An 18,520-nucleotide genomic window follows, 5' to 3' on the forward strand; every position below is an offset into this window, starting at 1 on the left:
CGGTTATCGGCCATCGCAGCACATTCTCCAGTAGAACTTTATTACGAGTTTGCCATATCAGACTGGTAAAGGCGTCCGGTTTCCAGTCGCCGCACCAGATTGGCGGGCAAACAGCCAGGTTGCCCGGTCAGTTGGTCCGCCAGATATTCGGCAAGGAGAGGGGCGTAGGTGAGGCCTTTGCTGCCAAGGCCGGTAAACAGGTACAGCCCATCCCGCACGTGACCGGCAACCGGCTGGTAATCATGCGTCGTGCATCGGAAGGCCACCCGGTCGTCCGCAAGGTTGTCGTCCCGGCTAGGTCCGGTCTGCTTTGCCTGCCCGGAACCTCCCTCCGTAAAAGCGCCGGGGAGCATGGCTTTCAGCTCCTGGATATTCTCGGCGCGGCTTTCCAGGGTGGGGGTCGGGTTGTCGTCGTGAAGGTCAAACGTCGCCCCGGTCAGTACTCTGTTGTCCAGTGCCGGATTCAGATAGCGACTGCCGCAAATGACTGCCCTGGGCGGGGTCAGCGCGGTGGCCGGAAGGCCGGTGACCTGACCACGGATGGATTTGAGTCGAGCGGTGCCCGCCAGAGGTAACAGGCCCCCACTGGCAGCCCCTCCGCAAACCACCACGCGCCGGCTGTAAACGGGCCGGGCATTCTTGATCTCGATACGCCAGCCCTCTGCCTCAGGGACCAGTTTTTCCACTGGCGAGTGCCAAAAGCAGGTTACGCCCCTCTGTTCGGCCAGTGCACGACACAACCGCGCCGGCTCCAACCAGCCACTGTCCGGGAACCATAACCCACCAGTATCCACGGGAACCCCTGTCAGCTCCGAGGCCCGTTCCCGGGTTACGCCGTTAAGTACATCACCGGGATAGCCGTTGCGCTCCAGGAAACGGTGCTGACGATCCGCCTCCTGGTTGTTGTGGGCCAGTTGGAGGAGGCCGGTCGGGTACCAGCCCTCGTTACTGAAGGGGCGATAAAAGCGTTGAGAAAAGGTGAGGGCGCTCAGCGCCAGCTCGGTCTGATCGTTGTAATCCACGCCCAGTTTCACATAGAGCGCTCCCTGAGCGTTGCCCGAGGCGCCGGCGCCGGGCCCCTCCTCATCTACGAGCGTGACCGGTATTCCCCTCGCCGCCAGGTTCGCAGCCAGTGTGCAACCGGCAATGCCTGCGCCAATGATGGCCACAGGGCTCAGATCGGGTGCTTGCTCCGGGTCGACGGTCGGCAGACAGCCTTTGAGCATCTCCCGCTTGCGGCCAAAGCCCGGAACTTTCTGCATTTCAAACCCGGCCTCTGACAGTGCGCGTCGAACTCGTCCCACCGAGGTAAAGGTGGCCAGGGAGGTGCCGGGCTTGCTGTGTGCGCGGATGTCGGCAACGGTGGTCTCGAGCCACATATCGGGATTTCGGGCCGGCGCGAAGCCGTCGAGGAACCATGCATCGGCCTTGAAATCCAGTGCCTGCCAGGCGTCTCTGATGTCACCGAAAAACAGCGTCAGCCGTACCCGGCCACCGTCCAGAACCAGCCGATGGGTGCCACGAACCAGGGGCGGGTAGTTGGCCAGTAATGCGTCGGCCAGGCTCGCCAGTTCCGGCCAGAGCGCCAAAGCTTTCGCGAGATCGGTTCTGGTCAGGGGGAATCGTTCCACGGAGACAAAATGCAGCGATGCCTCGTGGTCAGGCCGAGACCTTTGCCAGGCCTGCCACGCGGCCAGGAAGTTGAGGCCGGTGCCGAAGCCGCTTTCGGCAATCACAAAGGTGCCCCCGGCAGGCACCGTGGCGAAGCGCCCGGGCAGATCGTTGTGGCCAAGAAACACGTGACGAGTCTCTTCCAGGCCGTTGTCACGGCTGAAATAGACATCGCCGAAGCGCACAGACTCCGGCACACCGTCGCGCCAGATCAGTTCGGCCGGCTCAATGGCCGGAGGTTTGAACAATGATTCCACGGGTTACTTGGCGGCTTCGATCACCGTGGCTTTCTCAATCCGCACCGGCTCAACCGGTACGTCGGCCATGCCCTGTTTACGGGTCGTCTGCTTGCGGGCAATGGCGTCGACAACGCCCATGCCTTCGGTCACCTTGCCAAATACAGCGTAGCCGGCACCACGCACGCCGGCGTTGAGAAAGCCGTTGTCGGCCACGTTGATGAAGAATTGCGATGTGGCCGAATCCGGGGCGCTGGTGCGAGCCATGGCAATGGTTCCGCGAAGGTTGGGCAGCGTCGGGCTGGCTTCGTTGCGAACGGGGTCGCGGGTTGATTTTCTGGACAGGGTCTCGGTGAAGCCGCCGCCCTGGATCATAAAGCCGGGAATCACGCGGTGGAATACCGTGCCGTCGTAGAAACCGTCACGTACGTACTGCAGGAAGTTGGCCACGGTCTCGGGTGCAACATCGGGCCGAAGCTGCAGTTCAATGGCGCCCTCGCTGGTGACCATCCGGACCTTGGGCAGTGATTCGTTGCTGGTTGAGCTCTGCTGCGCCAGGGCCGGCGAGGCCGCAAATGCGGTTAACAGCACGAACAGTGAAATCATGCATTGCAGGAGTTTGACCGGATTTGTCATTGTCAGCTGCTCTCTCGTCAGGTGGCAGTTGGTTTTGGCCCGCAGTAGGGCAGTAAAGTTTGCTCTCTGGCGCCAGAGTTTATCAGAAGCCGGTGGAAAAACAGCGACTGGATCAACGCAGATTGCCGGACAATCGACTAACCTTCTTGACGACTCAGGATACTGTTTGCCGAGCCGGGCAGTACGGCTTTCGACATAAGGAGAAGGTGGGTGAATATCCGTCAGGGATTTGAGGAAAAGTCGCGTCTTGGTCGGTTGCTCGTCAACCGCGGCTATCTGTCAGAGAGCCAGCTCGACCGGGGCCTGATTCTCCAGCGGGAAACCGGTCAGCGCCTGGGCGAGGTGCTGATTCAGGCTGGCTGGATCAGCGAGAAGGAGCTGCATCGGGTCCTCAAACATCAGTCCAGATACCGAAACGCCGCGGCGCTGGTGACCATGGTGGCCCTGCCGTTCCAGCCTCTGGTCAGCTTTGCCTCCAGCAACACCGCGTCTTCCCAGGCAACGGCCGAGGCAGGTCAACTCTATGAGAAGGGTGGCCTTTCACCGCTTTCCGAGGCAGAGCTGGCGTCTGTTGCCGGTCAGGGCGATTCGGCACTGTTTGAACGTATTGCGACGGTGTCGGCCATGGCCGCTCAGCCGGAAGACCCGGAGAGCAGACCGGACGCGATCGAGGGGCTGAAGCTCGCCGCTAATGTGTTTGTGCCCGTTCTGAATTTTCTGGAATCGGATCTGACGGTGTCTGGTGTGCACTATCGAGAGGGGGAGCCACGCTTTCGAGTCCGGGAAGATGGCGGCGTTGTCCTTGCGCTGCCTGAGCGAATCGAGCAGATACGCATGGACAACATTCGGGTTGCCGGTGGCCGCGGCGCGTCCATGGGGAACGTGAGCATTCACGACATCCGTTTTCACCCGGATTCGAGGATGACCCTCTACACGCGCTAGCGCCCAGCCAGCGCAGGGCTCAGGCGCTGGCGAGCACGGTGGAGCTTGAAACCGAAGTCTGCTCGCCCCTGGCACCGTAAAGTTTCTGCTGGCCCGTGGCGCCGCGGAAAATGTCTGTCAGGCGTGAAAGCCGCTTTTGCAGGTGGCTGATAACCCGACCGTTGGTCTGGTTCAGCGCCTGGCAGGTTTTCAGCTTGCGGTCGGCCTGTTGCCAGAGCTCCGTCACCTCAATCAGCCCTGCACTGCGAATGAACCGGGAAGGCTCACCGTTGTCAGGTCGATAGCCCATCTGGACCAGAGTGCGGATTTTCTGTTTCGCTCGTTCGCGGATAGCACCCAGCAGGCGGTTCTTTTCCTGCGTCAGGGCTTCCAGTTGGCGGAGATCGGACTTACCAAGGAGGGTCTTTTCCTTACCCAGGAGATCGGCCAGTTCGTCGAGCTGGCTGATATCCTGGGCGAGGAGGGTTTTCAGGTCATCAATTGCGGCCATGATTTACTCATCCGAAAATGCTTTCATCCATCTCAAGCATTTTCTGGGCCAGCTTCTCCGCATCGACCTTATAGGTGCCGTTTTCCAGGGCGGTGCGGATCTGTTCGATGCGATCGTCGTCCATTTCCGGGTAATCGCCCAGCTTCTGTTCCAGCTGTTTCAGGTTCTTGGCCTGGTTGCTCAGGCTGACGCTGTCGCCCCGGGCGCCCTGCGCCTGGGATTTCGCCTGTTCCGGCGCTGCGGGCTGGGTATTCTGGTTGCCCGCGCTCTTGTCGGCCGTGGTTCTCTGGGTGTTGACCTGGCCGGGGCCAATTCCATTAAAGTCAACTGACATATTCGTACCTGCTTGCCTGGTGAGCCCTTGTTTACAGGGCATTAACTCGAGTTTGTATCTGCATATCGGCTGTGGCGCCGAATTCTTTAACCCTTTTTTGACAGATTTTACGGGGCAGAGCCTTGCCGCCTCGGCAATCGCTTGCCGGTGCCGGATTACATGGGAATCTCGACCTGGCCCGGGCCCACCACATTGGCTTTGATGGTGCGGGAAGACCTCAGGTTTTCAACCAGGACCTGCTCGCCGATGCTGGCACTGGCCAGTGCCTTGCCTCGGGAGCGCACGGAGAAGTTGCCGCTTCGGGCAGTGATAATAACATGGTCACCCCGGGCAACGGCATCCGGAGCCGAGAGAATGTCCGGGGTAATCAGCGAGCCGGCATTGACCGAGCGCCGGACCTCCATGCCGACCGCCTGGCCAGGGTCGGTGATGACACCACGCCGGGAGGCATTTACCTCTACAGAATGGCTCAGCAGAAGCGCCTCGGTGATGCGCTCGCCTCGGGTCAGCGGGCGGGCTGCCACCAGAGCCGGCCCCTTTATGGAGAGTGATGCAGTCACGAACATCCGCCAGGGACGTTCGCCTTCACAGGAGACCAGCAGCGAGGGGCTGGTTGTTTTCCAGGGATCTCCACTGAACTGCACCTCCAGTGGCGAGACGCACTCGGCCAGCGCCAGCCGGCTGTCAATGGCGCCGGGCTCGAAGGTCACTTTATAACCCTGGCTGGCCTGTTCTGTCGCAAAGTCCTGGAGGAATGCCACCGCCGCCTTCCGGATCTGCTTGGCCGTGGTTTCGGCAAGCAGCGGTCCACTCGCGATGGACATTACCAGGATCAGGGCCAAATTGGTGATGCGCATACGTATCAGTTTGTCCTATGCTGTTGGTATCAGTGTGGATCTGCCGAATGCATTAATGATTCGGGACGTTCAGCCGTTAACCGGGCTGATCGACAGTGGCGCGACAGATTTCCGTCTTTCCACGCTTACACGAGTAACCAGCAAGATACATGCCGCCAGTAATCGGCAAGCCAGGAGAAACCAAATGGCAGGGGTATTGGACAGTGTTAACCAGCGTACGCAACTGGTAGGGCAGAACCGTCTTGAGCTGCTTCTTTTCCGGCTTCGGGGGCGCCAGATTTACGGCATCAATGTCTTCAAGGTGAAAGAAGTGCTTCAGTGCCCCCGGCTGTCCTCCATCCCCAACAGCCGTCAGGTGGTTCGGGGAGTCGCGCACATACGCGGCGAAACCATTCCGATCATCGATCTGAGCATGGCCATCCGGCTGCCGGGCATTCCGCAGGAAGAGCTTGCCAGCAGCTTTGTGATCATTACCGAGTACAACCGCAAGACCCAGGGCTTCCTGGTGACCGGTGTCGATCGGATCATGAACATGAACTGGGAAGAGATTCTCCCGCCCCCGAAGGGCGCCGGTAAGGATGTTTACCTTACCGCTGTCACCAGGATTGATGATAAGCTGGTCGAAATCATAGATGTAGAGAAGATTCTTGCAGAAGTTTCTCCGCTTGGAGAGGACGTTACCGAAGCGGTGCTGAGCAAGAGTGCCGAGCGGGTTCCCGGGCATCTGCCTGTGCTTGTCGTTGATGACTCCGCAGTGGCTCGCCGCCAGATCGAGCGATGCCTCACGGCCATCGGTATGGAGGTGGTCACCAAGAACGACGGCAAACAGGCCTACGAGTACCTCAAGGAGATCACGGCGGACGGCTCCCGGGTCAAAGATCATTTCTCCTTGATCATCTCTGACGTTGAAATGCCGGAGATGGACGGTTACACGCTGGTCACCAAGGTAAAAAGTGATCCCGCGATGGGAGACATATTCGTAATGCTCCACACCTCGCTCAGCGGCGTGTTCAATCAGGCCATGGTCAAGAAAGTCGGGGCAGACGACTTCATGGCGAAGTTCAGTCCGGACGAACTCGCAGAGCGGGTGATGGAAATCATCGACCAGGGTTGATGGGCCGCCGATCGATTCATTCAGAACAGAGACCCAATGAAAGCGGATATAACCCCACAGGAATATGAAGCCTTCAAGTCGTTCCTGCAGGATGCCTGTGGCATTTTGCTGGGAGACAATAAACAGTATCTGGTGAAAAGCCGGCTGCGCCGGATCCTGGAGGAAAACAGTCTCAATTCTCTGGGTGAGCTGCTCGAGCGACTGCGCCGACCCGGGCGGGGCAGTCTGCGCGAGGTGGTTATCGACGCCATGACCACCAATGAAACCCTCTGGTTCCGGGATAGCCATCCATTCCGTATTCTGCAGGAGAAACTGCTCCCCGAGTTTGCGGAAAGCAAGGGCAGCCAGCCGCTCCGGATCTGGTCGGCCGCCTGTTCCACGGGTCAGGAGCCTTATTCCATCGCGATGATCGTGGAAGAATTTCGCCGCCTCCGGCCGGGTAAACTGCGGGACGTGAAAATCACCGCAACGGATATCTCCAAGAGCGTCCTCGAGGTTGCCCGCAAGGGCGAATACGAGATGATCGCCATCGGTCGCGGCCTCTCGCCGGATCGCCAGAAGCAGTTCTTCACCCCCTCTCTCAATGGCGGCTGGCAGATCAAGCCTCAGATCAAGACCATGGTGGAGTTCAAGGAGCTGAATCTGCTTGAACGCTACATGCTGGGCAAGTTCGACATTGTGATGTGTCGTAACGTGCTGATCTATTTTTCCGCGGACCTCAAAAAAGACATCCTTACCCGGATTCACGCCACCCTGAACCCCGGGGGTTATCTTGTGCTGGGGGCATCCGAGTCACTGAACGGGCTGCCGCATCTCTACGAAATGGTGCAGTGTCACCCGGGCATCATCTACAGGAAAAAGTAATCCATGCCCCTGAATGTCTGGGTTCTGGTTGCCGCGCAGGCGCTGGCCATGTGCACGGCGCCTTTCATAGTGTTTATCGGCAGTATCCAGGGGCGCCTGCTCGCTCCGGCGCCCGAGTGGGCCACGCTTCCGGTGGGCCTGGTGGTCGTAGGTACCGTGCTGGCCATCAAGCCCGCTACCTGGCTGATGGAGCGGGTAGGGCGCAAACGGGTCATGCTGCTCGGAGCTACCATGGGCATCGTGGCTGGCCTCGTTGGCGCCACGGCGTCCTGGGCGGGGTCTTTCCTGTTGCTGTGCCTGGCGTCGGTGATTGGCGGTACGGGCCTGGCCGTGGTTCACCAATACCGGTTTGCCGCCATGGAGTCCGTTCCGTCGGAACTGGCAGGCTCGGCGGCCGCCCGGGTGCTTCTGGGCGGACTGGTGGCGGCCTGGCTCGGGCCCGAGGTTGCGGGTATTGGCAGTGGGGCTGGCGAGGCCCATCCCTTCCTTTCAAGTTGGGCGGCTCTGGCCGTCGTCCAGGCCCTGGCCCTGGTGATCCTTGGCGCCGGTTACCGGGCTAAAGGGGAGCTGGTTCGAGAGTCTCAGCCCGGCGGTGGCCGACCGTTACGGCAGATCATTGCAAACCCCCTGGTGTTGGCAGCCATCAGCGCCGCGGCTATTGGTTACGCGGTCATGAGCTTTGTGATGACCGCGACGCCACTGAGCATGACCGGGATTGCCGGGCACGACCTCGACGACGCCAAGCGCGTTATCCAGCTCCACATCATGGCCATGTACCTGCCGTCACTGATCAGTGGCTGGCTGACACGGGTGCTGGGTATTCCTCTGATGATGGCCCTGGGCCTGCTGGCCTATCTCGGTTGCGTTGGCCTGGCGGCCAGCGGTATCAGCTTCCACCATTACCTGTCGGCGCTGCTGTTACTGGGCATTGGCTGGAATTTCCTTTTTGTTGGTGGCACCACCTTGCTGCCCCGTGGATACCAGGACGCCGAGCGCTTCCGGGTGCAGGGCCTGAACGACATCATGGTGTTCGGTTCCCAGGCCACGGCCGCACTTTCCGCCGGGGCCATTCTGAGTTGGCTGGGTTGGGGTGGTCTGGTGATGGTTGCCGTGCCGTTCCTTGTTCTTCACGGGCTGCTTATGGCTCTCTGGCTTTTGCGGGAGCGTTCCACAGCGGCCGCAACAGACTGAAGGTATGACAGATGCTGATCGATTTTGACGGACTGGATCCGACAGAGGCTTATCATATTCTCACCCAGACGGTTATTCCGAGACCGGTCGCCTGGGTCCTGAGCGAGAATCCCGACGGCGACTTCAACCTGGCGCCGTTTTCCTTTTTTACGCCCATCACCAGTAACCCGCCCCTCCTGATGATTTCGGTGGGTAGAAAGCCTGCCGAGGGCGTTGCGAAAGATACTCGCGTCAATATCGAGGCCAGAAAGCATTTTGTGGTCCACATCGCCAACCGGGACCTGGCGCCGGCCGTCACGGAATCCTCCCGTCCCTTGCCCCACGGAGAATCTGAACTGGATCATCTGGGCCTGGAACTGGCACCCCTCGAGGGCTCGCCTTTGCCCCGTGTGAAGGATTGCCACGTGGCGCTGGCGTGCGAGCTCTACGACATCAAGGAAATCGGCGCCGCGCCGCAATCCCTCATTTTCGGCAGGGTAACGGCGGCCTGGGTGGCCGACAGCGTTGCCCGGTACGACGAAAAGAATCGGCTGAGTTTTGATGGCGCGGCCATAGACCCCATTGGTCGACTTGGCGGCAGCGAATACGTCACGTTTGGTGAGGTATTCAAGATTCCCCGTCCCACCTGAGCCGGGCAGAGGAAACCGCTATGGAGCAGCTGAACCTCCGTCATCTTTATTACTTCTGGGTGATCAGCCGTGAGGGCTCGATTGCCCGCGCCAGCGAGGTCCTTGAACTGGCGCCCCAGACTCTCAGCGGTCAGCTGGCCACGTTCGAGGCATCGGTGGGTGGGCGACTGTTCATCCGGGAGCGTCGTAAGCTGATTCTGACCGACCTGGGGCGAATGATCCTTAGCTATGCCGACGAGATTTTTGAGCTGACCGGTGAACTTTCCGAAACGCTCCGTCTTGATCCTTCCGAGCGCCCCCTCACACTCCGGGCCGGTGTTTCCGCCTCCATTCATAAACTCATCGCCTATTACTTGCTGCAGCCCGCCATGGCCGGCGACCGCCAGATACAGTTGGAATGCCAGACCGGGCGGACCGAAGACATGATCCTGAGCTTGAAGCGCAAAGAGCTCGATGTGGTCCTGACCGACCGGATGCCCCGCCTCCAGGAAGAAGGCAATCTGACCGTTCATCCGCTGGCGGGATCAACCATGAGCCTCTTTGCTGCGCCGGAACTGGCCCGGGGACTGCGCAAGGGCTTTCCGGCATCCCTCAACGGCCAGCCGTTGCTGGCCAATGCCACCGATGCCCCGTATTTCGAGCGGCTGATGAACTGGTTCTCGCTGAAAGGCGTTCGCATGCGACTGGTGGCCCGAGTGGACGACAGTGCGTTGATCAAGGTATTCGGCAGTCAGGGATACGGCGTATTTGCGGCGCCGACGGCCATTCGAGACGAGGTTTGCCGGCAGTACGAGGTTGAGCAGATTGCGTCGGTAAACGAGGTGGTGGACGAGCTGTTCGCGATTACCCGGGGCCGGAACATTGCCCACGAGGGTGTGCGGGCCATTTGCGAGGCCCATGGCGTTGCCCAGGAGGCACATTAACGTCAAAAATTGAAAGCCTCGAAAAAAGCGAACCAATAAGATCAGAAAAGCTTATTTTATCGATCCGTGTACCTGTTCATGATGGAGTTGTGAGAGGCAGCAATCCGAAGAGGAGCAGGAGCCATGAAGACCATCCACAAATTCCGCCTGGAACCGGGCAAAGAGCCGACAACGCTCACGCTCAAAGAGGGCTATCGGGTGGTGCGCAGCGAGTACATCGTGCCGCACAAGGCCGTTTACCTCTGGGTGGAGCAGCCGCTGAATGTGACCACTCCGACGCTGGAACGTCAGTTCCGGGTCGCGCACTCCGGAGAGCCGGTGCCCGACAGCTATGAGTACCTGGACACGGCGCTGGATCCGTTTGATCCGGAGGCCTACCACGTATTTGCCGTGCCGGTCGGAGAGGAATCGCTGTTCAATCCGGCGGGTGAGGGCGCCAGTAATGACACCTTCAGTCGCCAGCACTGGCAGCGTACAGCGATTTCATAAACCAGTTTCCTGACGATACTTGGGCCCCCTGCGGGGCCCTTTTTTATGGGGGCCTGGCGTGCGCGGGAATGAGCGCTATTGCGGTTGGGTAAGAGGCAGGTGGCCGGTTTTTACCCAGATAACCGTTTCCGTATCGACAAACGGGTGATGCTGGCTCATGTGCGGGCTGCGAATCCAGGTGCCGGCCGGGTACCGGCCATGCTCATCACAGAACTCTCCGGAGAGCACGAAAATCTCTTCGCCGCCAAAGTGTCGGTGGGGCTGGAACACCTCGTTGGCCGGCCATTTCACCAGGGCCACGTGTTCATGCTCGAATTCGTGCAGGGGCATGACCTGCAGGCCCCCGATGCCGGGTAGCCAGGGCTGAGTGTTGGTGTTGATGCGAACGGTGGCGGTGTCCCGCTCATCGAACTGGTGCAGCTTTACCAGCAGCGTGCAGCCTTCCTTGCTGAACGGCGCATGGCCACTGCCCGGAGGATTGCGCAGATAGGTGCCCGCCGGGTAGTCGCCGGTCTCGTCCGAAAAGACCCCTTCCAGGACCAGTATTTCCTCACCCAGTGGGTGCTCATGGCGATTGAACGAGGCGCCCGGCTCGTAGCGCACCACACTGGTGGCATGGCCGCGTTCGGCCTCCTCGCGGGCCAGCGGCTTTCTCAGTACGCCTCCGGCGGGACTGGGCACCCAGTCCTGTTCCTGGCTTCGGATGACCACACGACGGGAGAAATCCATATTGAGCATGCAGAACCTCGGAGATCGGTTAGCTGATCGGGCCCCATTCTACGCTCGCCGATCAGCGCCGGATGTCTCTATTTGATCAGTGCCTGAATATTCCGGAACTGGGGATGCCGGCAATGACGCATCCACTCGAAGGCCACCATCTCCACTGTAACAATGCGCGCACCGCTCTCGCTCAGCCGGTCCAGCGCCACATCCCGGTCAAACTCATTCCGGGAGCCGGTAGCATCGGCCACCACCCACACCTTGTAGCCGGCGTCGAGAAGGCTTAATGCAGTTTGCAGCATGCACACGTGCGCTTCGCAGCCACCGACAACGATGTGCTGGCGACCCTCGGGGAGCATATCCACAAGGCCGTCAGGACAGGCATCGAAGTGATACTTGGCAAGCACCTGGTCACTCAACTCCCGAACGCCCTCAACGTTGTGGCCGAGCTTGTCCGGAATCTGTTCCGTGGCAAGTACCGGCACCTCCATCAACCCGGCAATGGTAGCGAGAGTGACGCAGCGGTCCACGACTTCTTCGCCGTGGGCAATGGCGGGCATGAGCTTTTCCTGAACATCGATCAGCAGCAGCGTCGATTGTTCGGCCTTCATCAGCATGGTTTATGTCTCCGTTCCATATCGGTAGTGTGTTCACGATAGCCCCGAATACCCCCATGCGTTAAACAAGGAAGCGCCGGCGAGTACTTTTTTCAACGATTTTACCTCCGGGAGTTGCCAACCGCCCCCAAAACCATTAAAGTTTGCGCCCTCAAATGAGCGACGACATCGCTGATTTGAAACAGTTTATTGGACTGGCTCTGGCTGGTCTATTGGAGAGGTGGCCGAGTGGCTGAAGGCGCACGCCTGGAAAGTGTGTATACGTTAATAGCGTATCGAGGGTTCGAATCCCTCCCTCTCCGCCAATACAAAACCCCAGCAGAAATGCTGGGGTTTTTTATTGGCCGAGTGGGCGGGTAGAAGAATCCTCGTGGGTTCGACCGAAGCCTGCAACGCAGGCTGAGGAACGTCGGAGCAACGCGACGACGGCCCCGAAGGGGTGAGGGCCAAAGGCCCGAATAATCCCTCCCTCGTACCTCGCAGGCTAGACCGAGCCTCAGTCCTTACGCCAAACCAACAACCGATTATTCGCCGGCATCCCAAAATCCTCGCTGATCACCAACCCCGCAGACCGTCCCAAACGCTCCAGATTCTCCCTGTCCCGAATCCCCATATGCCCCGCCTGCATCCTGAGCGACCGATCAAAGCGCTCATTACTCTCACTGGTGTGCTGCCCGTTATAGCGAAACGGCCCGTACAGGCAGAAGCGTCCGTCGGTCGGCAGAATCCGCGCAACCCCGTGGAACATGGCCTCCACTTCCTCCCACGCCATGATATGGGCCGTGTTGGCGGAAAAAACGCCGTGTATAGCCGGCAGACTGCTCCAGTCGCCGTCGGTGACATTCAGCGCAAGCGGCGGGTTGATGTTGGCCAGGGCGGCCTCTTCCAGCCAGGGTAGGCACAGCCTCGCATTCTGTGGGTGATCGCTGGGTTGCCAGGTCAGGTGGGTCAAATGCCGGGCAAAGTGCACGGCGTGCTGGCCGGTGCCCGTGCCGATTTCCAGGATCGTACCTGGCTGATTGAAAAGATCGGCGAGTTTTTCCAGAATCGGCCCTTTATTGTTTTCACAGGCTTGGGAAAACGGTTTGTCCTTGTGCATGTTCCAACCTTTGAACAGGGGGTAATGAATGGCGATAACCATGGTCCGGCTTGCGGGTGACCAGATTAACCCATACCTGGACGACCTGGCACGGCTGAGAATCGAGGTGTTCCGCAGTTTTCCCTACCTTTACGACGGCGACATGGCCTACGAGCGGAACTACCTGGATACCTATGCCCGCTCGCCGGACAGCCTGTTTGTGCTGGCGCTAAACGGCGAAACCGTGGTGGGCGCTGCTACCGGTATACCGATGGATCATGAAACCGACGAGTTCAAGCGGCCGTTTATCGAACAGGGTTATGAACCAGGGAAGATCTTCTATTTCGGGGAATCGGTGTTGCTTCCGGAGTACCGGGGCCGGGGCATTGGCGTGGCCTTTTTCGACCACCGGGAAGGTCATGCCCGGGATCAGGGGCGGTTTACCCATTGCTGTTTTTGTGCGGTGGAGCGACCGGCAGACCACCCGCTCCGGCCAGACGGTTACCAGCCGCTCGATGCGTTCTGGCACAATCGCGGCTACCGAAAGGCGCCTGAGCTGGCGACGACCTATCGCTGGAAAGATATTGATAAGCCCGGTGAAACGGACAAGCCCATGACCTTCTGGCTGAAGCGTATCGACTAACGCACGCTGAAACCGCTGAATTCGCCGGTGGCGGGATGGGTGGTTACGTCGATGTCATCCACGCGAGCCTCCGGCGGGCCGTCGCTGCACCAGGATTTGAGTGCGCGCAGCCCGTCTTCCGGGCCCTCTGCCACCACTTCCACCCGGCCATCGGCCAGGTTCCGGGCATAGCCGGTCAGGCCCAGATCCGACGCTTTCTGTTCTGTCGACGCCCGATAGTAGACGCCTTGAACCCGGCCGGATATCAGAAGCTGCCAGCGCTGTGTGTCCATGTTTGCCTCCATTGGTTCCCTCGTGTCAGGCTTCTTTCAATCTACCGGTTCCGGCGGCAGCTCTTCAACAACCGCAACCGGAACCTTGCCCTTGTGATGGGTGGATAACTGAAGCGGAGCGTAGATCGGGATGGCAGAGACCCACACCAAACGGAATACCACCGGTTACCCGGATGCCCTGATACGTGAGGCGGAAGGCCTGGCCGCGCTTGCCGACGGGTTGAAGAGCACCGGTGATTCGGCCGTGCAGGTGCCGCAGGTCTACCGCGTGGATGAAACCGCGCTGGAAATGACAGCGATCCGAGGCTCCCGGGGCTCTGATCAGGCCTGGGAGGCTCTGGGCGAGGGCCTGGCCAAACTCCACAGGCAGGGGCACAAGGCCTTTGGCTGGAACCGTGATAACTATATCGGCCTTGCCCCTCAGCCTAATCGCTGGTGCGACAATTGGGGAGAGTTCTTCGTGAAGGACCGCCTGGGATACCAGGTGTCGCGGGTGAGGGATGCGGGCCAGCGTTCCCGGTTCCAACAGCTGTTAACCCGCCATGGAGACGCCCTGATGGATTGGTTGAACAGCGTGTGTGATCACCCCAGCCAGCTACACGGCGACCTATGGAACGGCAACGTGCTGTTCGATGACCAGGGACCCTGGCTGATTGATCCTGCGGTTTACTGTGGTGATCGGGAGGTGGACATTGCCATGACCGAGATGTTCGGCGGCTTCGATGCCGCATTCTATCGAGCCTACGATCGGCAGTATCCCCGAACAACGGAGTATGCGGTGAAGCGGCAGGTCTACAACCTGTACCACTATCTGAACCACTACAACCTGTTTGGCGGCGGCTACCTGGCGGGTTGCCAGGAAGGCTTCGCCACCATCGAGGCCATCGGTCAGGGGCAGGTCTAGGCGAGGCCGGCGCTGCGCAGGATAAACACGCCGAAGGTAACCGTCAGGCTTGCGAGCAGGGTCGTCAGCGCGATGATGTTGGCTGCCAACCGGTCGTTACCGCCCAGGGCCTTGACCATCACAAAGCTGGCGGCTGCGGTCGGGCTGGCAAAAAACAGGAACATCAAGCCCAGTTCCGGGCCCCGGAATCCGGCGAGCCAGGCCGAAGCCGTACACACAAAAGGCAGGAACACCATCTTGAACAGGCTGGAGCCCAGGGCAGTCGTGCTGTCACTGCGGATGGCACCAAGAGACACGGTGGCTCCGATGCACAGCAGGGCCAGTGGCAGGGTGAGCGAGGCGAAATAATCACCGCTGGTCATCACCCAACCGGGCAGCGTGATGTTCAGGGCCGCGACCGGAATGGCGGCCAGCACCGCGATAATCAGCGGGTTGCGGAGAATATCGTGGAAAATCCGACGCCAGTCCATGCGCTGCCCGGGTTGGTAAGCGACCAGAACAACCACCGAGAGCATGTTGTAGGAAATGATGACCAGGCCAAGGAGAATGCCACCGGCGGACAGGCCAAAATCCCCGTAGAGATTCGCCGCAAGGGCCAGCCCCACAATGCCGCAATTGCCCCGGAAGGCCCCCTGTACGTACACGCCCCGGTCTTCCCGCGTTACCCGCCAGTGTGCCCATAGCCACACCAGCGCGAAGCTGCCCAGCGTGGCCAGCAGATAAAACACCAGCAAACCCGGATTGAACGCTGTATCCAGATCGGCCCGAATGATGCTCAGAAACACCAGTGTGGGCAGCGTTGCCCGGAAAACCAGTGCCGACGCGGTGTTGATGAACGCGCTGTCTATCCAGCCGACGCGACGCAAACCCAGGCCAATAAACACCATGGCAAATACCGGCAGCGTTGTTTCCAGTGTTTGCAGGAATATCTCGGTCAGAGTCATCGAATAGGGTCGCCGGCGAGTGGGGAAGGTCGAATGCAGGACATTATAAGCGGCGAAATAGCTAGCCTGCTATGGGAATACCACCAAGGTCGGGGGCAGTGGCCGGAGGAAACAAAAAAGGGCCCCGCAGGGCCCTCAGTTATAGGCTGTTCTGGGGGCGGTTCACCCCTTCAGCTGGTCACCGACCGGTAGTTGCCGGATGCGTTTGCCCGTGGCCGCGTAGATCGCGTTACACAGGGCCGGCGCAACCGGCGGCAGGCCTGGTTCACCCACCCCGCCCATGGCATCGTTCGGGTTGTCGATCAGATGCACCCGCACGGTCTTCGGTGCATCCGGCATGCGCGGTATCAGGTAATTGTTGAAATTATCCTGCTGGGCCACGCCGTCCTTGAACGTAACCTCGGATTTCAGGGCAATGCCGATGCCCATCACGCAGGCGCCTTCCAGCTGGGAGCGAATGCGCTCCGGATTGGCCTGGGGGCCGCAGTCGAACGCGATATCCGCCCGGTGGATGGTCAGGTTGCCCTTGTCGTCCACTTCCACGTCAAAGACGATGGCGGTGTAGGACACGAAGCTGTGATGGAAGGCGAGGCCGAGCCCGCGGCCTTTCGCGGTTTCCTTGCCCCAGCCCGCCTCGCTTGTGGCGCGTTCAATCACGCGGCGCAGACGGCCAATGTCGATCGGGTAGAGGTCCGGGTTCTCGCCGTAGTTCCACCCGTCTCCGACGGACAGGTTCTGGATCTCGCGATCCGGCCCAAGCAATTCGAGCACGTAATCCCGGTGATCCCGTCCCGCCGCAACGGCGAGCTCGTGGGCAAAGCTCTGAATCGCCCACGCGTGGGGCAGGTTGTACACCGAGCGGAACCAGCCGATGCGCACGTGGGCGGGTGCTGGCGGGTTTTCAAGCCGTATGGCTGGCACGTCGAACGGCATGGTGTTGAAGCCCATGCCCTGTTCGAACTCCTGAATGTGCTTCGGATCCGGCGCAAACAGCGAGGCGATACTGGGTGAGAGCGTCCGGTGGCGCCAGCTGGTGGCCTTGCCATCGGCATCCAGGCCGGCATCCAGGTGGTCGACGGACACCGCATGGAAATAGGCGTGGTGCACGTCGTCCTCCCGCGACCACTGTAACCGCACCGGCTGGCCTTTGAAGGCATTGGCAATAACGGCCGCCTCGGTCACGAAATCCGGCTTGGATTTGCGACCAAAGCCGCCACCGAGCAGGGTCACGTGTACCGTTACCTGTTCTTTGTCGAGGCCAAGTCTGCCACCAACACCTTCCCGTGTGGCGCGGGGATTTTGTACCGGGGCCCAGACTTCTACCTTGCCGTCTGCCACGCGCACCGTGGCCACGGGCGGCTCCATGGGCGCCTGCGCCATGTGGGGCATGTAGTAGGTGGCAGAGACGGTCTTGTCGGCCGCTTTCAGGGCCGCATCCACGTCGCCGCCATTCATGCGCACGACTTTACCCGGAGACTGGGCCGCTTTCTCAAGCGACTTCCGGTAGGCTTCCGAGGTGTAACTGGCATTGTCGCCGGCGGGCCCATTGTCCCACTCGATCTTGAGCGCCTTGCGTCCCTCCATGGCGGCCCAGGTGTTGGTGGCCACCACAGCAACGCCGCCGAGAGGGCTGAACGCTGCCGGCTGGCTGGCGCCATCAATGCGCATCACTTTCTTGACGCCTTGAACCTTGAGGGCAGCGCTGTCGTCGAGGCTCTTTATTTTGGCGCCGTAAACGGGAGGCCGGGCAATCACCGCGCAGAGCGTATTCTCAAGCTTCACATCCGCGCCATAGATAGCCTTGCCTGTGACAATGTCCTCACCGTCGATGGCCATGGGGTAGGCGGATTTGAGATCGCCATTGATCAGCCCGGATTCCTTGCCGATATAACGCAGTTCGTTGTCTGCCTTGAGCACCAGGGCATTGCGGCCGGGCACCTCAAGTTCCCTCGCAGCCTCGGCGAGTTCGCCGAAGCCGAGCTCCCGGCCGGAGGGCGTGTGCACCACCTTGTGCACGGCGGTTTTCACCTCATGCACCGGCACACCCCATTGATTGGCGGCCGCTTGCTCCAGCATCTGCCGGGCAGCAGCGCCGGCGCGGCGCATGGGGTCGTACCAGTGGCGCATACTGCGGGAGCCGTCGGTGTTCTGGTTGCCGTACTTCTCCTGATTGGCATCGGCCTGGCGTACCCGGACCTGGTCCCAGTCGGCGCCCAGTTCGTCGGCGCCAACCATGATCAGGCTGGTGCGGATACCCTGGCCCATCTCGGACCGGTTGTTAACGATCGTGACGATGCCGTCGGGCGCGATGTGGATAAACACGTTGGGGTTATCCACCCAGCCGCCGGGCATGGCTCCGGCCCCGAATTGCGCCTTTTCGCTGGCACCAGCAAGATCCCAGCGGGCAGCCACAACCAGCGCTGAGGCAGCGACAAGCCCCTTGAGGAGCCCGCGGCGACTGACGTTGGCCAGCAGGAGAGTACTGTTTGATTCGCTCATGACTTCACCTCCGCATCCGATGCCCGCTCAATGGCCGCAAGAATGCGGTTGTAGGTGCCGCAGCGGCACAGATTGCCGGCCATGGCGTCAATGATCTCCTGGGTTTCCGGTTTGGGTGTGCGCTTGAGCAGTGCCGTGGCATTCATGATCTGGCCGCCCTGGCAATAACCGCACTGGGCAACCCCGAGGTCCAGCCAGGCTTGCTGCACCTTGCTGCCCACCGCATCCTCGGCCATGGCTTCAATGGTGGTGATCTCGCCGCTGACCGTCGAAACCGGGGTAACGCAGGAGCGGATGGCGGTACCGTTCATGTGCACGGTGCAGGCTCCGCATTGGGCGATGCCACAACCGAATTTGGTGCCCTTCAGGCCCACGACATCGCGGATCACCCAGAGCAGTGGCATGTTGTCTGGCACATCGAGCTCATACTGCTCGCCGTTAATGGTGAGGGTGGCCATGTTGTCCCC

The 18,520-nt window shown here is 60.4% G+C and carries 21 protein-coding genes and 1 tRNA gene; 10 read left to right on the forward strand and 12 right to left on the reverse strand.

What is annotated here, in order from left to right:
* Positions 1–41 precede the first annotated feature (41 nt).
* Both mnmC and AC0J1C_RS08065 read right to left on the reverse strand, forming a co-directional pair.
* Entirely contained in the window at positions 42–1,928 is a 1,887-nt protein-coding gene (mnmC, locus tag AC0J1C_RS08060) for a bifunctional tRNA (5-methylaminomethyl-2-thiouridine)(34)-methyltransferase MnmC2/FAD-dependent 5-carboxymethylaminomethyl-2-thiouridine(34) oxidoreductase MnmC1 (RefSeq protein WP_473046355.1), read from the reverse strand.
* Positions 1,929–1,931: 3 nt separating this feature from the next.
* Entirely contained in the window at positions 1,932–2,543 is a 612-nt protein-coding gene (locus AC0J1C_RS08065; protein ID WP_473046356.1) for a peptidylprolyl isomerase, read from the reverse strand.
* A 210-nt stretch (positions 2,544–2,753) separates the two neighbouring features.
* Between AC0J1C_RS08065 and AC0J1C_RS08070 the strand changes: the two genes are divergently transcribed.
* Complete coding sequence (locus tag AC0J1C_RS08070) at positions 2,754–3,485, forward strand: pilus assembly protein PilB (protein ID WP_473046357.1); 732 nt, start codon at positions 2,754–2,756, stop codon at positions 3,483–3,485.
* A 19-nt stretch (positions 3,486–3,504) separates the two neighbouring features.
* Here AC0J1C_RS08070 and AC0J1C_RS08075 read toward each other — a convergent pair whose 3' ends face one another.
* From AC0J1C_RS08075 to flgA, 3 genes are all read right to left on the reverse strand, one after another.
* Positions 3,505–3,975: a flagella synthesis protein FlgN gene (locus AC0J1C_RS08075; protein WP_473046358.1), complete on the reverse strand. Its 471-nt coding sequence runs from the start codon at positions 3,973–3,975 to the stop codon at positions 3,505–3,507.
* Positions 3,976–3,982: 7 nt separating this feature from the next.
* Positions 3,983–4,309 carry a flagellar biosynthesis anti-sigma factor FlgM gene (flgM, locus tag AC0J1C_RS08080; protein WP_375191323.1) on the reverse strand — a complete coding sequence of 109 codons (327 nt, stop codon included), beginning with the start codon at positions 4,307–4,309 and terminating at the stop codon, positions 3,983–3,985.
* Between the two features lie 155 nt (positions 4,310–4,464).
* A complete protein-coding gene (gene flgA, locus AC0J1C_RS08085) occupies positions 4,465–5,166 on the reverse strand; it encodes a flagellar basal body P-ring formation chaperone FlgA (RefSeq protein ID WP_473046359.1) in 702 nt (233 codons plus the stop codon).
* Between the two features lie 184 nt (positions 5,167–5,350).
* Between flgA and AC0J1C_RS08090 the strand changes: the two genes are divergently transcribed.
* From AC0J1C_RS08090 to AC0J1C_RS08115, 6 genes are all read left to right on the forward strand, one after another.
* The gene (locus AC0J1C_RS08090) at positions 5,351–6,280 is read left to right on the forward strand and encodes a chemotaxis protein CheV (protein ID WP_473046360.1); all 930 of its coding nucleotides are present in this window, start codon (positions 5,351–5,353) and stop codon (positions 6,278–6,280) included.
* A gap of 36 nt (positions 6,281–6,316) precedes the next feature.
* Positions 6,317–7,144 carry a CheR family methyltransferase gene (locus tag AC0J1C_RS08095; RefSeq protein WP_375191320.1) on the forward strand — a complete coding sequence of 276 codons (828 nt, stop codon included), beginning with the start codon at positions 6,317–6,319 and terminating at the stop codon, positions 7,142–7,144.
* A gap of 3 nt (positions 7,145–7,147) precedes the next feature.
* Positions 7,148–8,335 carry an MFS transporter gene (locus AC0J1C_RS08100; protein WP_473046361.1) on the forward strand — a complete coding sequence of 396 codons (1,188 nt, stop codon included), beginning with the start codon at positions 7,148–7,150 and terminating at the stop codon, positions 8,333–8,335.
* 11 nt (positions 8,336–8,346) lie between these two features.
* Positions 8,347–8,964 (forward strand): flavin reductase family protein, encoded by a 618-nt coding sequence (locus tag AC0J1C_RS08105; RefSeq protein WP_473046362.1) that lies wholly within the window; start codon positions 8,347–8,349, stop codon positions 8,962–8,964.
* 20 nt (positions 8,965–8,984) lie between these two features.
* Positions 8,985–9,887: a LysR family transcriptional regulator gene (locus AC0J1C_RS08110; protein WP_473046364.1), complete on the forward strand. Its 903-nt coding sequence runs from the start codon at positions 8,985–8,987 to the stop codon at positions 9,885–9,887.
* Between the two features lie 123 nt (positions 9,888–10,010).
* A complete protein-coding gene (locus AC0J1C_RS08115) occupies positions 10,011–10,376 on the forward strand; it encodes a DUF7352 domain-containing protein (RefSeq protein WP_473046365.1) in 366 nt (121 codons plus the stop codon).
* Between the two features lie 75 nt (positions 10,377–10,451).
* Here AC0J1C_RS08115 and AC0J1C_RS08120 read toward each other — a convergent pair whose 3' ends face one another.
* Complete coding sequence (locus AC0J1C_RS08120; protein ID WP_473046366.1) at positions 10,452–11,114, reverse strand: cupin domain-containing protein; 663 nt, start codon at positions 11,112–11,114, stop codon at positions 10,452–10,454.
* A gap of 68 nt (positions 11,115–11,182) precedes the next feature.
* Positions 11,183–11,713, reverse strand: coding sequence for an isochorismatase family protein (locus AC0J1C_RS08125; RefSeq protein WP_473046367.1), 531 nt, complete (start codon positions 11,711–11,713; stop codon positions 11,183–11,185).
* Positions 11,714–11,927: 214 nt separating this feature from the next.
* Here AC0J1C_RS08125 and AC0J1C_RS08130 point away from each other — a divergent pair.
* Positions 11,928–12,018: transfer RNA gene (locus AC0J1C_RS08130), tRNA-Ser, on the forward strand.
* A 191-nt stretch (positions 12,019–12,209) separates the two neighbouring features.
* Here AC0J1C_RS08130 and AC0J1C_RS08135 read toward each other — a convergent pair.
* On the reverse strand, positions 12,210–12,812 hold the full coding sequence (locus AC0J1C_RS08135; RefSeq protein WP_473046368.1) for a DUF938 domain-containing protein: 603 nt from the start codon (positions 12,810–12,812) through the stop codon (positions 12,210–12,212).
* A gap of 28 nt (positions 12,813–12,840) precedes the next feature.
* On the opposite strand from AC0J1C_RS08135, the gene AC0J1C_RS08140 reads away from it, so the two are divergent.
* Positions 12,841–13,434 (forward strand): GNAT family N-acetyltransferase, encoded by a 594-nt coding sequence (locus tag AC0J1C_RS08140; RefSeq protein ID WP_473046370.1) that lies wholly within the window; start codon positions 12,841–12,843, stop codon positions 13,432–13,434.
* Here AC0J1C_RS08140 and AC0J1C_RS08145 read toward each other — a convergent pair.
* Positions 13,431–13,706 (reverse strand): acylphosphatase, encoded by a 276-nt coding sequence (locus AC0J1C_RS08145; RefSeq protein ID WP_473046371.1) that lies wholly within the window; start codon positions 13,704–13,706, stop codon positions 13,431–13,433. The genes AC0J1C_RS08140 and AC0J1C_RS08145 overlap by 4 nt on opposite strands.
* 130 nt (positions 13,707–13,836) lie before the next feature.
* Between AC0J1C_RS08145 and AC0J1C_RS08150 the strand changes: the two genes are divergently transcribed.
* Entirely contained in the window at positions 13,837–14,610 is a 774-nt protein-coding gene (locus AC0J1C_RS08150; RefSeq protein ID WP_473046372.1) for a fructosamine kinase family protein, read from the forward strand.
* Here AC0J1C_RS08150 and AC0J1C_RS08155 read toward each other — a convergent pair.
* From AC0J1C_RS08155 to AC0J1C_RS08165, 3 genes are all read right to left on the reverse strand, one after another.
* Positions 14,607–15,554, reverse strand: coding sequence for an AEC family transporter (locus AC0J1C_RS08155; protein WP_473046373.1), 948 nt, complete (start codon positions 15,552–15,554; stop codon positions 14,607–14,609). The genes AC0J1C_RS08150 and AC0J1C_RS08155 overlap by 4 nt on opposite strands.
* Positions 15,555–15,716: 162 nt before the next feature.
* Positions 15,717–18,053, reverse strand: a complete 2,337-nt coding sequence (locus tag AC0J1C_RS08160) for a xanthine dehydrogenase family protein molybdopterin-binding subunit (protein WP_473046374.1) — start codon at positions 18,051–18,053, stop codon at positions 15,717–15,719.
* Positions 18,050–18,511 carry a (2Fe-2S)-binding protein gene (locus tag AC0J1C_RS08165; protein ID WP_473046375.1) on the reverse strand — a complete coding sequence of 154 codons (462 nt, stop codon included), beginning with the start codon at positions 18,509–18,511 and terminating at the stop codon, positions 18,050–18,052. The genes AC0J1C_RS08160 and AC0J1C_RS08165 overlap by 4 nt, the downstream gene beginning before the upstream one ends.
* Positions 18,512–18,520: the final 9 nt, after the last annotated feature.

The sequence above is a fragment of the Marinobacter sp. E2 genome (assembly GCF_055755345.1).